The following is a 14,761-nucleotide window of genomic DNA, read 5'->3' on the forward strand; positions in this document are numbered from 1 at the left end:
TCGCGGCGCGGCGTCTGGGCATTCCCTTCCACTATGAACTGCGCGGCCTGTGGGAAATGAGCCGCGCGGCCAATGTACCCGGCTTTGCCGGCACCGAGCGCCATGCCCTGGGCCTTGAGCTGGAAGCCTTCGTGGCGCGCCATGCCGATCGCGTCTTTGCCATCTCGGCGCCGCTGGCCGATCATGTCATCGGGCAATGGGGCCTCGATCCTGCGCGCCTGGCCTTGCTGCCCAACGGCATCGATGCCCCCGCCTTTGCCGGGATTGCCGCCGCGCGCCACGCCACCACCACGATCGGCTATGCCGGCGCGCTCGTCGCCTATGAAGGGCTGGACCTGCTGCTCGATGCCCTGGCCATGCTACATGCGCAGGGCTTGCGCATCGATCTGGTGATCATGGGCGATGGCCCCTTGCGCGACAGCCTGGAAGAGCAGGCCGCGCGCCTGGGCCTGGCGCAGGCCGTCAGTTTCACCGGGCGCCTCGAACCCGATGCCGCGCGGGCACGCATGGCCGCCTGCCACATCGCCTGCCTGCCACGCCGCCGCAGCGCGGTGACCGAACTGGTGCCGCCGATCAAGCTGGTCGACGCCATGGCCCTGGGCCTGCCCGCCGTGGTGCCCGATCTCCCGGTGTTCCGTGCCGAGGCGCAGGAGGGCGAAACTGCGCTGTTCTTCGCCCCCGGCGATGCCGTAGACCTGGCGCAGGCCATCGCCACCCTGGCCCGTGATCCCGGCATGGCCCACCGCATGGGCCAGGCCGCCCGCGACCATGCCACCGCCCACCGCGACTGGGCCAGCATCACACAAGCCATCACGCAGACGCTGCCCAGCCGCGATATCGATGCGCAGGATGAGGCGGCGGACCTGGCCGAAGCGGGCGACAGTGGCTGGATCGTGGCCGATGCGCCTCGGCTGATCGCCGCATTGGGCGACGCAGATCTGGCCAGCGTGCACGCCGCCATGGCCGCCACGCCGTTTGCCGATCCGGCACAGGCCGCGCGCGAGTGGCTGCGCCTGGGCAAGGCGGCGGGCGAAGCGGGCCAGCTTGCCGCAGAATGCCGCGCCGCGCAGGAAGCCGTGGCGATCGACCGGGGCCTGAGCACCCTCGCCGGCGCCTATGCCGCCGCGCAGCGCGCGGGGGCGTTTGACCACTGCGCGCGCTGGATGCTGGAAATGCGCCACCATCCCGATGCGCGGGCCAATCCTGCCGCGCAGGCCCGGATCGAGCGACTGGGCCAGGGCCTGGCCGGGCAGCTGGACCTGCTCCAGTTGATCGCCCCGCGCGGGCCAAGGCTGCTGGCGCCGGTGCCGGGGCGGATCTGCTACATGCTGCACAACAGCCTGCCCTATGCCACCGGCGGCTATGCCACGCGCACCCATGGCCTGGCGGGCGGACTGATCGCGGCAGGTTGCGATGTGGTGGCGATGACCCGGCCGGGCTTTCCCCAGGATGCGCTGGCAGGCCTTGCCGACAGCGCCGTGCCCGAGGCTGACGTGATCGACGGCGTGCCCTATCTGCGCACGCCCACGCCGGCCCGCACCGATCTGCGCTATGTGCACTATATTCCCGCCGCTGCCCGCGCGCTGGAAGAACGCTATCGCGCGCTGCGCCCGGCACTGGTGATGGCGGCATCGAACCATCTCGTGGCGTTGCCCGCGCTGATCGCGGCGCGACGGCTGGGCATTCCCTTTGCCTATGAAGTGCGGGGTTTTTGGGAAGTGACCAAAATGTCACGCGAGGAAAGCTATCGCGCGACGCCGGCGTATCAGGTGCAGGAACGGCTGGAGGCCGCGATTGCCCAGGCGGCAGACCAGGTGTTCACGCTGACCGAGCCGATGGCCGAGGAACTGGCGGCACGCGGCGTGGCACCGGGCCGCATCGCGCTGCTGCCCAATTCCTGCGATCCGGCGCGCTTTGCCCCACGCCCACGCGATGCTGCGCTGGCCCGCCAGTTGGGCATTCCTGCGGACGTGCCGGTGATCGGCTACATCGGCACTTTCGTGGATTACGAAGGGCTGGACGATCTTGCCGCTGCCTGCGCGCTGCTCAAGGCCCAGGGCCACGTTTTCCGCCTGCTGCTGGTGGGCAGCGAGAATACCAGCAGCACCATGGACGGGCCGATTGGCGCAGCCATTGCCGCCATGGCCGAGAACGGCGGCTTTGCCGACTGGCTGATCATGCCCGGCCGGGTGCCGCATGAGGCAGTGGAAAGCTGGTATTCGCTGATCGATATCTGCCCGTTCCCGCGCAAGCCCTGGCCGGTGTGCGAAATGGTGTCGCCGATGAAACCCTTGGAAGCGCTGGCGATGGAAAAGGCGGTGGTGGTTTCCGATGTGCGCGCGCTGGCCGACATGATCGCCGATGGGCACACCGGCCTGGCCTTTGCCAAGGGCGATGTGCCTGCCTTGGCGGGGACGCTGGCGCGGCTGATCGCTGATCCTGGCTTGCGCGCCCGCCTCGGCCGCCAGGGCCGCGCGTGGGTTGCGGCGGAGCGCACCTGGCGCGGAGTGGGTGAGCGCGCAGCGCGCCTGTTGCACCCGCTTCTCGCCCTGGACCAGGCGCCGCTGCTGCTGGAGGCGGCGCAATGACCAACATGAGCGCCTTTGTCCGCAGCCTGCGCCGCAAGCTCGCCACGCTGCGCCCCGGTGACAATCGCTTCAACGTGCGCACCCACACACTTCTGGCCCTGCGCGGCCTGGATACGGTGCCGATCGCATTCCGTGTGCGCCTTGTTCCGCAGGCGACGCGCATGGTGGTGAGCCTGCACGGCGCGGCCGATCCGGCGCGACGCCACCGCGGCGTGTTCAATGGCTTCAATCCCGATCTGGCCGATTGCATACAGGTGGCGGTCAGCGATCCTTCGTTGCAGGTGCCGGGCGATTTCGCCATCGCCTGGTATGCCGGGCACCAGAATTTCGACACGCCTGCGCTGCTTGCCCGCGCCTTTGCCGAAATGGCCAAGGCCTGGGGCATCGAACGCACGATCTTTTTCGGCACGTCGGGCGGCGGGTTTGCCGCCCTGGCGCAATCCCACGCCATGCCCGGATCGATTGCCGTGGTGGGCAACCCGCAAACGCGCATCGCCCGCTATCACGCCCCGCTGGTGAGCGCCTATCGCACGGCGTGCTGGCCAGGCCTGGCCAGCAATGCTGCGCTCGACGGGGTGACCATGGCCGATTGCACCGCGCTCTATGGCGCGGGCTTTCGCAATCTGGTGGTCTATATCCAATCGCTGGGCGACCGGCACCACCGGCGCACGCACATGCTGCCGTTTGCGGCGGCCATTGCTGGGCTGACCGAGGCCGATCGCGTGCTGTTCCACAGCGAATTCCATGGTGTTCACGGCCACAGCCTGCCGCGCGATGCCTATGCCGACTGGTTGCGCGCGGCCGTGATCAGCCCCACCGCCACGCCGGCCGACCTGCTCGATACCTGGCATGCGCTGCGCCAGCGTGCAGCCCCGCCCACAGTGCTGCGCCGCGGATCGGCCAAGGCCAAGCCCGGCCAGGTGGATGCCGCCGCACAGGCCGCCGGCACGCGGCTGGAAGCCTGGCTGCGGCACCAGTTCACCGGCGCCGATGCCGTCACGCCTGCCCCCTCACTACCTGCACCAGCCAAGGAACCTGCCTGATGCGCAACCCCTATCGCGGCCTGCCGCCGCGTGCCTTTTGGACGAGCGCCGTGGCCGAGCGCCACTTGGCAGACATTGCCGAACTGTGGGACCCGATCGCGCTCTCGCCCGAAGACCGCATCGCCACGGCCGGCAGCTGCTTTGCCCAGCATATCGGCCATGCCCTGGCCGCGTGCGGCGCGCACTTCCTCGATTGCGAGCCGCCGCCGCCGGTCTTTGCCGATGCGGATGAAGCGCGCCGCTTTGGCTATGGCGTGTTTTCGTGCCGCTATGGCAACGTCTATACCGCGCGGCAGATGCTGCAACTGGCGCAAGAGGCGCTGGGCCGCCGGCGCCCGGCCGAGGTGGTGTGGGAGCGCGAGGGCCGCTTTTATGACGCGCTGCGCCCTGCCGTCGATCCTGCCGGGCACGCCACCGCCGATACCGTGCTGCTGGCGCGACGCCTGCATCTGGGCGCGGTGCGCACCTTGCTGGAAACCATGGATGTCATGGTGTTCACCCTGGGCCTGACCGAATGCTGGGAAAGCCTGGCCGATGGCACGGTCTACCCCACGGCGCCCGGCACGCTGGCGGGCAGTTTTGATCCGGCGGCCCACGCCTTTCGCAATCTGCGCCATCACGAGGTCTTGGCCGACATGGCCGCGTTCTGGGCCCTGGTGAAAGAGGTGAACCCCGCCGTGCGCATGCTGCTGACGGTTTCGCCCGTGCCGCTGATGGCCACGTCCAGCCAGGACCATGTGCTGCCGGCCACGGTCTATTCCAAATCGGTGCTGCGCGCCGTGGCGGGTGATCTCGCCGCCGATCATGACGATATCAGCTATTTCCCCAGCTATGAGATCATCACCGGGCACCCCAGCCGGGGCATGTTCTTCAACCCCGATCTGCGCACGGTGAACGCCATGGGGGTGGATCTGGTCATGCGGCATTTCTTCATCGGCCCGCTGGCCAGCGCCTTTGCCGTTCAGGGCCACGTTCCCGCAGCCGAGCCGGAGGCCATCTGCGAGGAAGGCCGCATTACCGAGACCCTGTGACGCCCCGCTCTTGGCCAAGGACCATGACGCCCGTGCCCCCATCCCAGCGCCTGCCGCTTGAAACCTTTACCGTGCTGTGCGGCATGCCCCGCTGCGGCACGCGCCAGTTTGCCGATTTCCTCAATGCCCATCCGCGCCTGTGCCTGCAGGGCGAGATCCGCAGTGGCCTGGTCCAGACCATTCGCGCCACGCTGGCCGCCGGTGATCGCGCCTATGCCACGGGGTATGCCGCCAATTATTACCGGCAAAAGCGCGCGCAGGGCGTGATCGACCTGTTCACGCTGCTGTCCAAGGCGCGGCGGATCAGCAAACCAGGGGCCGATCTGCACGGCTTCAAATGCCCGCAGATGGAGCGGCAGAGCGCCGCGATCAGCGCCATCGTGCAGCCGGCATTTGCCCGGCTGGTGTGGTTGCACTGCATCCGCAACCCGGCCGATTGCTGGCTCTCGCTCAAGGCCATGCCGTGGTTTTCCGACGACATGGACCAGTTCGTGGCGCGCTATTGCGACAGCCTGGACCAGGCGCGGGCGATTGCCGATGCGCCAGCCGCCGAGGGCCTCGACACCCGGATCAGCCCGCTCGATCTCGATGCCTTCATCGCGGCGGCAGACAAGCCTGCCTGGCTGGGCCGCCAGCTGTTTGCGCCGCTGGGCCTGGCGCCTTCGCCCGAAGACCTGGCGCGGATCGCCACCACGACAGACAACCGCAACGCCACGGCGCGCGCCACCGGCAGCGCGCGGGCGACGGCGCTGGACATGGCCGACCACGCGGCGATGGGGCGCCATGCGCCAAGGTTGGACCAGGCGATTGCCGCCTACAATGCGCGGTTCGGCACCGCGCTGGCGCTGCGCCTGCCGGTGGCAGAGGCGGTGGCGGCATGATCCGCCCCGGGCTTGTCGCCTTGGCCTTGCTGGCCCCGATCGCTGCGCACGGGGCCACGCTCTATCTGGCGCCCGATGGCAACGATGCGGCCGATGGCCGCAGCGCCAAGACACCGCTCGCCACGCTGGGCGCGGCCATCGCCCGTGCGCAGCAGGCACCCGCGGGCGAGGAAACCCGCGTGATCGTGCTGCCCGGCGTCTATCGCGGGCAAAGCGCCGATATCGACGGGCGGCGCCTGCATGGCCCGTTGACCCTGGCCGGGACCAGCGCCGATCCGGCCACCTATCCAGCGTTCGTGGGCGATGGCAGCGACACTTGGCTGCACTTTCGCGGCGCGGAGGGGCGCGACAGCGGGTTGACGGTGCGCGCCTTGCGTATCGCGCACTATGCCACGGCGATCAGCCTCAACGGCAATCGCAACGATCCGGCCGCGTTCAACCGGGGCACCGTGCTGGAAAACCTGGTGCTGGCGCAGATCGGCACGGACACGGGCTCCGCGCCAGGCCTGGCCCTGTCGACCGCCGCGATCCGCCTGGTCAATGCGCGCGATACCGTGGTGCGCGGGGTGTTCTTCCACACCATCCGCAATGCCCCGCGCGATAAATGCGGCGGCCTCCACGCGATCTATCTGGCCAGCCATTCCACCGGCGCACAGATAGAGGGCAACACCTTTCAGGATTTCTGCGGCAGCGCGATCAAGCTGCGCGATGCCTCGGGCGGGGCCACGATCCGCGCCAACCATTTCCGCGATGCCGATGGCGCGCCGGCCATCGAGGAGTGGTTCTGCGACATGACGCGCACCGATGCCTGCACCAAGGCGGGCGGGGAATGCCCCTCCACCGGCATTCGCGTAACCGGCAACGATTTCGGCAACCTGCCGGCAGACCGCCGCGTGATCGTGCGCGGATCGCGCGTGGCGCTATCGTGGTGCCCGCCGGGCAGCGCCACGGCGCCGCGCTTTCTGCTCGATGGCGGGCAGGCACTGCCGTGATCCTCGCGCCCTTTGCCCGGCTCAAGATCGCGCTGGTGGCCGATGAGTTGACGCGCGCCTGCCTGGCGCCGGAATGCCAGGTGATCGATGTGCCGGCACTGGCCACGGCCTATGGCTTTCACCGCCTGCTCGCCGCCGCACGGCCCGACATGTTGCTGGTGGAAAGCACCTGGGCCGGATGGGCGCAGACCTGGCAATATCGCGTGGCCAGCTATCCCGACCATTGGTTGCGCTCCAACCGGCGGCTGCGCGTGCTGGTCCGCATCGCCCGCGACATGGGCATTCCCACGGTGTTCTGGAACAAGGAAGACGGGGTTCATTTCGACCGTTTCATCGCCAGTGCGCGGCTGTTCGATCATGTCTTTACCGTCGATGCCAACTGCCTGGCGCGCTATCGTTCGGTGATGGGCGCGGGTGCTTCGGTCCATGTCCTGCCGTTTCCGGTGCAGCCGGCCTATCACCGCTTTACCGGGTTTGCCTTTGCCCGCCGCCAGGCCAATTTCGTCGGCAGCTATTCCACCCATGTGCACCCGGCGCGCCGCGCCTGGCAGGACATGGTCTTTGCCGCTGCGGTCAACAGTGGCCTGGGGCTGACGGTCTATGACCGCAATTCGGCGCGGCCATCGCCGATCTATCGCTATCCCGCCAGCGCCGGTTTGACCGTGCATCCGGCCGTGGCGCATGCCGAAACCGCGCGCATCTACAAGGAAAACCTGGTCTCGCTCAACGTCAACACGGTGACGGATTCGGCCACGATGTTCTCGCGCCGGCTGGTGGAGATCCTGGCCTGTGGCGGCATTGCCGTTACGTCTGCCGCACGATCGGTGGACACGCTGTTTGCCCGGTACTGCCACGTGGTGCGCGATGGCGCGCAGGCGCAAGACCTGTTTGCCCGGTTGCGCCACGGCCCGCAGCGCGATGACCTGGAACGCGCCCGCGCCGGCGCGGCGCATGTCGCCGCGCACCACACCTGGGACCGCCGCCTGGCCGAAGTGGCGGCGGTGGCCGGGGTCTGATCCTGCAACGCCAGCGGCAAACGGCCGGCGGAATGGCTCCATATCGAACAGGCTTTGCCAGGCGGGCGAGCGGCCCGGTTCCCATCGCACTGGCGCGTTGCCGCGCCGCGCGATCTGCCAGACGCTGCCATGTGATCGCCCCCGAGAAATAGGGCGTTTACTGCCTGCGAAACGGTTGTTTCCGCGCTGGTGACACGGCGCGATCGCGATCACCCATCATCCGGTTGGCACGACCATGATGGAGCGGAGACGCACGGTGCACGAAGGCAGCGAAAGCCGCAATGCCCGGATTGCCACAAGCGCTGGCGGGCGTGGCCATGCGGCAGACGGGGGATGGGCGAGCTTTGCCGGCAAGCGCATCTTGCTGTTGCAGGGTCCAGTCGGGCCGTTCTTTTCCCGTCTCGCGCGCGATCTGCGCCGCGCCGGGGCCCAAGTGTGGAAAGTGAACTTCCATGCCGGGGATCAGATGTTTTTTCCCGGCGGCCACACCTGGCGCGGGCCGATGGCGGCATGGCCGGCCTGGCTGGAGCGGCACCTGGCCGCCTGGCAGATCGATTGCGTGATGCTGTTCGGTGATTGCCGCCCGGTGCACCAGGCCGCGCGCACGGTGTGCCAGCGCCACGGCGTGCCCGTGGGCGTGTTCGAGGAAGGCTATCTGCGGCCCAACCATCTCACGTTCGAATGGGGTGGGGTCAACGCCAACAGCACCCTGCCCCGTGATGCCCAGGCGCTGGTTGGCGCGACGCCAGCCGGGCCGTCCTGGCCAAGGCCGCAAGGCACGGCGCCGGTGGTGCCGGTCCCGCCCACGTTCTGGCGCATGGCGCTGTGGGCCATGCTCTATTTCGCGGCCGGGGCGCTCTTTGCCTGGCGCTTTCCCCACTATATCCACCATCGCCCGCTCGAACTCGTGCAGGCGCTGCCCTGGCTGCGCTCTGCCTGGCGCAAGCCGCTGCGCGCCCGGGCGCAGCGCGCGCTGCTGCCACGGCTGACCGGGGCCGAGAGCGGGCGCTGGTTCCTGTTGCCCTTGCAGGTGCACAACGATTCGCAGGTGCTGCACCATGCCGATACCGGCGGCGTGGCCGGGTTCATCGCGTCCACCATTGCCTCGTTCGCACGCCATGCGCCGCCCGATTGCCTGCTGGTGATCAAGCACCATCCGATGGATCGAGGGTATCGCGACTATCGCGCTCTCGTGGCAGGCGAGGCAGAGCGGCATGGTTGCGCCGAACGGGTGCTCTGCCTGCACGATCAGCCCACCCTGCTGCTGTTGCAGCATTGCCGGGGGGTGATCACCATCAACAGCACCGTGGGGTTGAGCGCACTGGGCGCGGGGCGCGCGACCAAAACCGTGGGCCGCGCCTTTTACGACATGCCGGGGTTGACCTATCAGGGCCCGCTGCACCGGTTCTGGCACGAAGCACCGCAGGCGGCGCCGAACCGCGCCTTGTGGCTGGCGCTGGAACGCACGATCATGACGCGGGCGCTGCTCAACGGCAGCTTTTACCGCCGCGTGGTGCGCGGCAGCGCCACTGGCCTCGCCATGGCGCCCCCACCGATTCCCACGCATATGCCAGGCAGCCCGGCGGCTTGGGCGCCCGTGCCGCTTACAGGCTCCAGTACTGCACCCCAGCCGGCAGCGCTTGTGGCGTAAGCGCGGATTTCACGTCGATCAACACCCCGCCGGGGCGAAGCATCGCGGCAATCGCCGCGCCGCCCAGCGCCGCATATTCGCGGTGCGACACGGCATAGATCACCGCGTCGAGATCGGCAAAATCATCGAGCGAACTGAGCGTGATGCCAAATTCGTGCGCCGCTGCGGCCGGCTCTGCCAGGGGATCGTGCACCAGCGGGGCGATGCCGAAATCGGCCAGCTCGCGCCAGATATCCTCCACCTTGGAATTGCGGATATCGGGCACGTTCTCCTTGAACGTCAGCCCGAGGATGCCAACCCGCGCCGACTTGAGCGCGCATCCCGCCCCGGCCAGCATCTTGACCGTGCGCTGCGCGATATAGGCGCCCATGCCATCGTTGATGCGCCGCCCCGCCAGGATCACCTGCGGGTGATAGCCCAGCTGTTCGGCCTTGGCCGTGAGGTAATAGGGATCGACGCCGATGCAGTGGCCGCCGACCAGGCCGGGATAGAAGCGCAGGAAATTCCACTTGGTGCCAGCGGCCGCCAGCACTTCGCTGGTGCGGATGCCGACCAGATCGCAGATCTTGGAAATCTCGTTCATCAGGGCGATGTTGATATCGCGCTGGGTGTTCTCGATCACCTTGGCGGCTTCGGCCACCTTGATCGAGCTGGCCTTGTGAATGCCCGCTTCCACCACCGCGCCATAGAGATCGGCGAGCAGGTCCAGCGTTTCGGCGTCTTCGCCGGCCACGACCTTGACGATCTTTTCGAACGGATGCTCCTTGTCGCCCGGATTGATCCGCTCGGGGCTGTACCCCAGCTTGAAATCGACGCCGGCCTTCAGGCCCGAAACCCGCTCGATCGTGGGGGCGCAGACTTCCTCGGTGGCGCCGGGATAGACGGTCGATTCGAACACGATCACGGTGCCCGGACGGATCACCTTGCCCAGCGTTTCGCAGGCCATGCGCACCGGGGTGAAATCGGGGCGGCGGCTTTCGTCCACCGGCGTGGGCACAGTCACGATGATCACCGGGCAATCCGCCAGCGCCGCGGCATCGTCGGTCACCACCAGCGTGGATGCAGCCAGATCCTCGGCCGAAACCTCGCCAGTATAGTCATGATGGGCGCGCAAGGTGGCGATGCGATGGGCGCTGACGTCAAAACCCACCACGGCAAACTTGCGGGCAAAGGCAATCGCCAGGGGCAGGCCCACATAACCCAGCCCGACCACACCGATCCTGGGACCGCCCGTCTGCGAAAACACCCCGTTGCCCTGCACGCCTGTTCCATTCCTGCTGATGCCAATTGCCTTTGGCCATAATCCCATGGCGTTACCAATCCGCAAATGGCCCCTGCCCTACCCAAAGGACAGCAAAGCGCGCGTTCACCCCGTGCAACGGTGGGCCTTCCCCTGTCCGCGCTCTTTGACTAAGGGCACGATTAAACCGCTTTCATCCCGTCCCGCCACAACGGAGTCGCCCGATGTCCGACCTTGCCACGCTCGAAGCCCCCGTCACCAATCCGACGGTGCGCACCGACTGGAGCCGCGAGGAAATCGCCGCATTGTTCGACCTGCCGTTTACCGAGCTGGTGTTCCGCGCCGCCGCCGTGCACCGCGACCATCACCGCGCCGGTGAAGTGCAGCTGTGCACGCTGCTGTCCATCAAGACCGGCGGCTGCCCGGAAGATTGCGGCTATTGCTCGCAAAGCGTCAAGGCCGATAGCGGCGTAGCGGCGAGCAAGCTGATGGACGTGCAAGCCGTGCTGCAATCGGCCGCCCAAGCGCGCGATGCCGGGTCCAAGCGGTTCTGCATGGGCGCGGCCTGGCGCAACCCCAAGGACCGCGACATGGACGCCATCGTGCAGATGGTGAAGGGCGTGCGCGACATGGGGCTCGAAACCTGCATGACGCTGGGCATGCTGACCCCCGATCAGGCTGGCAAGCTGGCCGAGGCGGGCCTGGATTACTACAATCACAACATCGACACCTCGCCCGAACGCTATAACGAGGTGATCACCACCCGCACGTTCCAGGACCGCCTCGATACCCTGAGCGTGGTGCGCGAGGCGGGGATCAACGTCTGTTCGGGCGGCATTGTCGGCATGGGCGAAACCCGCGCCGATCGCGTGGGCTTCGTCCACGCCCTGGCCACGTTGGAACAGCACCCGGAAAGCGTGCCGGTCAACGCGCTGGTGCCGGTCAAGGGCACCGTGCTGGGCGACATGCTAGCCGATACGCCGCTGGCCAAGATCGACGACATCGAATTCGTGCGCACCGTTGCGGTGGCGCGCATCACCATGCCGCTGTCGATGGTGCGCCTGTCGGCCGGCCGCGAGAGCATGAGCGAGGCGACCCAGGCGCTGTGCTTCCTGGCTGGTGCAAACTCGATCTTCACCGGCGACAAGCTGCTGACCGCGCCCAATGCCGGCGATGATAGCGACGCGGCGATGTTTGCGCGCCTGGGCCTCAAGCCCATGGAAGGCGAAGAGCCGCTGCGCGCGATGAAGGCCGTTGGCGGCTGTTCGGGCGGCTGCGCGGCCTGATCGCGTGGACAGCGTGAACGCCACGGATTTGTGGCAGGCCCAGTCCGCCGATCTGGCGGGGTTGCAGGCGCGCGCGCGCCTGCGCACGCTGACCCCGCGCGCTGGCGTGGATTTCGCCAGCAACGATTACCTGGGGCTGGCGCAAGCCCCGCGCCTGCGCGCCGCCGTGGCCGATGCCTTGGCACGCGGCGTAGCGGTGGGATCGGGCGGATCGCGCCTGCTGCGCGGCAACGATCCTGAGCACCAGGCGCTGGAGGCAGAAGCCGCCGCCTTTTTCGGCTGCGAAAGCACGCTGTGGTTCAGCGCCGGCTATGCCGGCAACGTGGCGTTGATTGCCACCCTGCCCCAGCGCGATGACCTGGTGATCGTGGACGAACTGATCCACGCCTCGGTTCATGAGGGCTTGCGCTTGACGCGCGCGCAGACCGCCATGGCCGCGCACAATGATGCCGATGCGTTTGAAAGCTTGGCGCGCGATTGGCGCGCGGCTGGCCATAAGGGCCGGCTGTGGCTGTGCGTCGAAAGTCTCTATTCGATGGACGGTGACCGCGCCCCGCTGGATGATCTTGCCACCGTGGCGCAGCGCCATGGCGCGATCCTGGTGATCGACGAGGCGCACGCCACCGGCGTATTCGGCCCCGATGGGCGTGGCCTGGCCGCGCATCTTGACGGGCGCGCCGATGTTATCGTGCTGCGCACCTGCGGCAAGGCCCTGGGCTGCGAAGGAGCGCTGGTGTGCGGCCCGCACGTGGTGCGCGATTTCCTGGTGAACCGGGGCCGCCCATTCATCTTTTCCACCGCGCCCAGCCCGCTGATGGCCAGCGCCGTGCGCGAGGCCTTGCGCATCTGCGCCGACGAGCCCGAGCGCCGCGCCGCGCTTTCCGCGCTGATCGACCATGCCGCGCGCCGGCTCGGCCCGCTGGGGGCTAGCGTCAGTGGCAGCCAGGTCATGCCGCTGATCCTGGGCGATGACGCACGCACCATGGCTGTGGCCGCACGGCTGCAGGCCGCCGGGTTCGATGTGCGCGGCATTCGCCCGCCCACTGTGCCGGCCGGCACCAGCCGCCTGCGCATATCCCTGACGCTCAATGCCGCCCCGGCCGATGTCGATGCGCTGGCCGCCATGCTTGAGGAGATCCTGTAATGCCCCGTTATGTCGTGACCGGAACCGATACCGGCATCGGCAAGACCGTGTTCAGTGCCGCCCTCGCCGGCGCCCTGCGCGCGCATTACTGGAAGCCGGTGCAATCCGGCCTGGATGACGGGGCAGACCGCGATGCCGTGGCCGCGCTGGCACAATTGCCGCCCGAACTGATCCTGCCCGAAGCCTATCGGCTGACGCAGCCGCTTTCGCCCCACCGCGCGGCAGAGCTGGACGGACTGCAGATCGATCCGGCGCGGCTTTCGCCGCCCGATCATGAACGCCTGGTGGTGGAAGGCGCCGGCGGCGCGCTGGTGCCGATCACGCGCGGCACGCTCTATGCCGATCTGTTTGCCTGGTGGAACCTGCCGGTGATCGTGGTGGCGCGCACGGCGCTGGGCACGATCAACCACAGCCTGCTGACGCTCGAAGCCCTGCGCGCGCGCGGCGTGCCGATCCACGGCATCGCCTTCGTCGGCGCCGAGAACGCAGATAACGAACAGACCATCGCCGCGATGGGCAAGGTGCGCCGCCTGGGCCGGCTCGACCCGCTCGATCCGCTTACCCCGGAAACCCTGGCCGCCGCCTTTGCCCGCGGCTTTGCGCTGGAGGATTTCGCATGACCGGCTCGCCCGTCTGGCATCCGTTCTGGCAGCACGGGCTGGGACTGCCCATTCCCAAGGTGGCACGCGGCGAAGGGGCGGCGCTGATCCTGGAAGACGGCAGCCGCGTGATCGATGCGATCTCGTCGTGGTGGGTGACCACGCATGGCCACAACAACCCGCGCATCATGGCCGCAATCCGCGCCCAGACCGAGCGGCTCGACCAGGTGATCTTTGCCGGGTGGACACACCAGCCCGCCGAAGACGTGGCGCGCGGCCTTGTCGCCATGCTGCCCGAGGCGCTGACCCGCGTGTTCTTTTCCGACAGCGGCAGCACGTGCGTGGAAGTGGCGCTGAAAATGGCGCTGGGCTTCTGGGCCAACCGTGGCGAAGCGCGCCACCGCATCCTGGTGATGGAGCATTCCTATCACGGCGATACCATCGGCACGATGTCGGTGGGGGAACGCGGGGTTTATAACGCGGCCTATGCGCCGTTGCTGTTCGATGTGGGCACGATCCCCTTTCCAATCGGCGATGGCGCCAACACGATCGAAGCCCTGGAAGCCGCGTGCCGCGAAAACCCGGCTGCGCTGATCGTGGAGCCGCTGGTGCTCGGCGCGGGCGGCATGCTGTTCTATCCGCCCGCCGTGCTGGCCGCGATGGCCGAGGTGTGCCGCCGCCATGGCGTGCTGTTCATTGCCGACGAGGTGATGACCGGGTTTGGCCGCACTGGCACGATGCTGGCGTGCAACCAGGCCGGCGTGGTGCCCGATATCCTGTGCCTGGCCAAGGGCCTGACCGGCGGATCGATGCCGCTGGCGGTCACCGTGGCGCAAGAGCCGATCTTTGCCGCGCACTGGTCAACCGACCGGGCCAAGCTGTTCTACCACTCGTCCAGCTACACCGCGAACCCGATCGCCTGCGCAGCGGCGGTGGAAAACCTGGCGATGTGGCGTGAAGAGCCGGTGCAGGCGCGCATCGATGCCCTGGGGCAGAACCAGCAGGCCCTGCTCGATCGCCTGGCCGCGCTGCCCGGCGCGCAACATCCCCGCCGCTGCGGCACGATCATCGCCGTGGATTTCGCCACGCCCGATGGCGGCTATCTTTCCGCCCTGGCGCCACACCTGATGGCCTTTGCCCGCGATCACGGCGTGCTGCTGCGCCCTCTGGGCAATACCGTCTATGTCCTGCCGCCCTATTGCATCAGCGCGGCAGACCTGGCGCGCGTGGGCGATGTGGTGGAGGAAGGGCTGGCCGCCCTGCCGCGCCCCGAGCGCCCCATCTAGCCAG

12 protein-coding genes are annotated in these 14,761 nt (G+C 68.2%); 11 read left to right on the top strand and 1 reads right to left on the bottom strand.

Translation table 11 applies throughout. The features are described 5' to 3' along the window. From FHW97_RS13165 to FHW97_RS13190, 7 genes are all read left to right on the top strand, one after another. The coding region (locus FHW97_RS13165) for a glycosyltransferase (protein ID WP_168353161.1) at positions 1-2,588 on the top strand (2,588 nt) is incomplete at its 5' end. Continuing rightward, positions 2,585-3,631: a hypothetical protein gene (locus FHW97_RS13170; RefSeq protein WP_168353162.1), complete on the top strand. Its 1,047-nt coding sequence runs from the start codon at positions 2,585-2,587 to the stop codon at positions 3,629-3,631. The genes FHW97_RS13165 and FHW97_RS13170, both read left to right, overlap by 4 nt. Continuing rightward, positions 3,631-4,662, top strand: a complete 1,032-nt coding sequence (locus tag FHW97_RS13175; RefSeq protein WP_168353163.1) for a GSCFA domain-containing protein — start codon at positions 3,631-3,633, stop codon at positions 4,660-4,662. Before FHW97_RS13170 ends, FHW97_RS13175 begins: the two co-directional genes overlap by 1 nt. A gap of 32 nt (positions 4,663-4,694) precedes the next feature. Then, a complete protein-coding gene (locus tag FHW97_RS13180; protein ID WP_168353164.1) occupies positions 4,695-5,543 on the top strand; it encodes a hypothetical protein in 849 nt (282 codons plus the stop codon). Then, the gene (locus tag FHW97_RS21955; protein WP_210427003.1) at positions 5,540-6,535 is read left to right on the top strand and encodes a hypothetical protein; all 996 of its coding nucleotides are present in this window, start codon (positions 5,540-5,542) and stop codon (positions 6,533-6,535) included. Before FHW97_RS13180 ends, FHW97_RS21955 begins: the two co-directional genes overlap by 4 nt. Beyond that, positions 6,532-7,551: a glycosyltransferase gene (locus FHW97_RS22375; RefSeq protein ID WP_210427004.1), complete on the top strand. Its 1,020-nt coding sequence runs from the start codon at positions 6,532-6,534 to the stop codon at positions 7,549-7,551. The genes FHW97_RS21955 and FHW97_RS22375 overlap by 4 nt, the downstream gene beginning before the upstream one ends. Positions 7,552-7,786: 235 nt before the next feature. Continuing rightward, positions 7,787-9,202, top strand: a complete 1,416-nt coding sequence (locus tag FHW97_RS13190; RefSeq protein WP_168353166.1) for a capsule biosynthesis protein — start codon at positions 7,787-7,789, stop codon at positions 9,200-9,202. Here the strand turns inward: FHW97_RS13190 and FHW97_RS13195 are convergent. Further along, entirely contained in the window at positions 9,156-10,463 is a 1,308-nt protein-coding gene (locus FHW97_RS13195; protein WP_370525405.1) for a nucleotide sugar dehydrogenase, read from the bottom strand. The genes FHW97_RS13190 and FHW97_RS13195 overlap by 47 nt on opposite strands. A gap of 203 nt (positions 10,464-10,666) precedes the next feature. On the opposite strand from FHW97_RS13195, the gene bioB reads away from it, so the two are divergent. Genes bioB through FHW97_RS13215 form a run of 4 tightly spaced genes read left to right on the top strand, consistent with a single transcriptional unit; the run spans position 10,667 to position 14,757 of the window. Continuing rightward, entirely contained in the window at positions 10,667-11,728 is a 1,062-nt protein-coding gene (gene bioB / locus FHW97_RS13200; RefSeq protein WP_168353168.1) for a biotin synthase BioB, read from the top strand. Positions 11,729-11,732: 4 nt separating this feature from the next. Beyond that, positions 11,733-12,872, top strand: coding sequence for an 8-amino-7-oxononanoate synthase (locus FHW97_RS13205; protein WP_168353169.1), 1,140 nt, complete (start codon positions 11,733-11,735; stop codon positions 12,870-12,872). After that, positions 12,872-13,492, top strand: coding sequence for a dethiobiotin synthase (gene bioD / locus FHW97_RS13210; RefSeq protein ID WP_168353170.1), 621 nt, complete (start codon positions 12,872-12,874; stop codon positions 13,490-13,492). Before FHW97_RS13205 ends, bioD begins: the two co-directional genes overlap by 1 nt. Continuing rightward, positions 13,489-14,757 (top strand): adenosylmethionine--8-amino-7-oxononanoate transaminase, encoded by a 1,269-nt coding sequence (locus tag FHW97_RS13215; RefSeq protein WP_168353171.1) that lies wholly within the window; start codon positions 13,489-13,491, stop codon positions 14,755-14,757. The genes bioD and FHW97_RS13215 overlap by 4 nt, the downstream gene beginning before the upstream one ends. The last annotated feature ends 4 nt before the right edge of the window (positions 14,758-14,761 follow it).

The sequence above is a fragment of the Novosphingobium sp. SG754 genome, from assembly GCF_013149315.1.
Taxonomy (GTDB): domain Bacteria; phylum Pseudomonadota; class Alphaproteobacteria; order Sphingomonadales; family Sphingomonadaceae; genus Novosphingobium; species Novosphingobium capsulatum.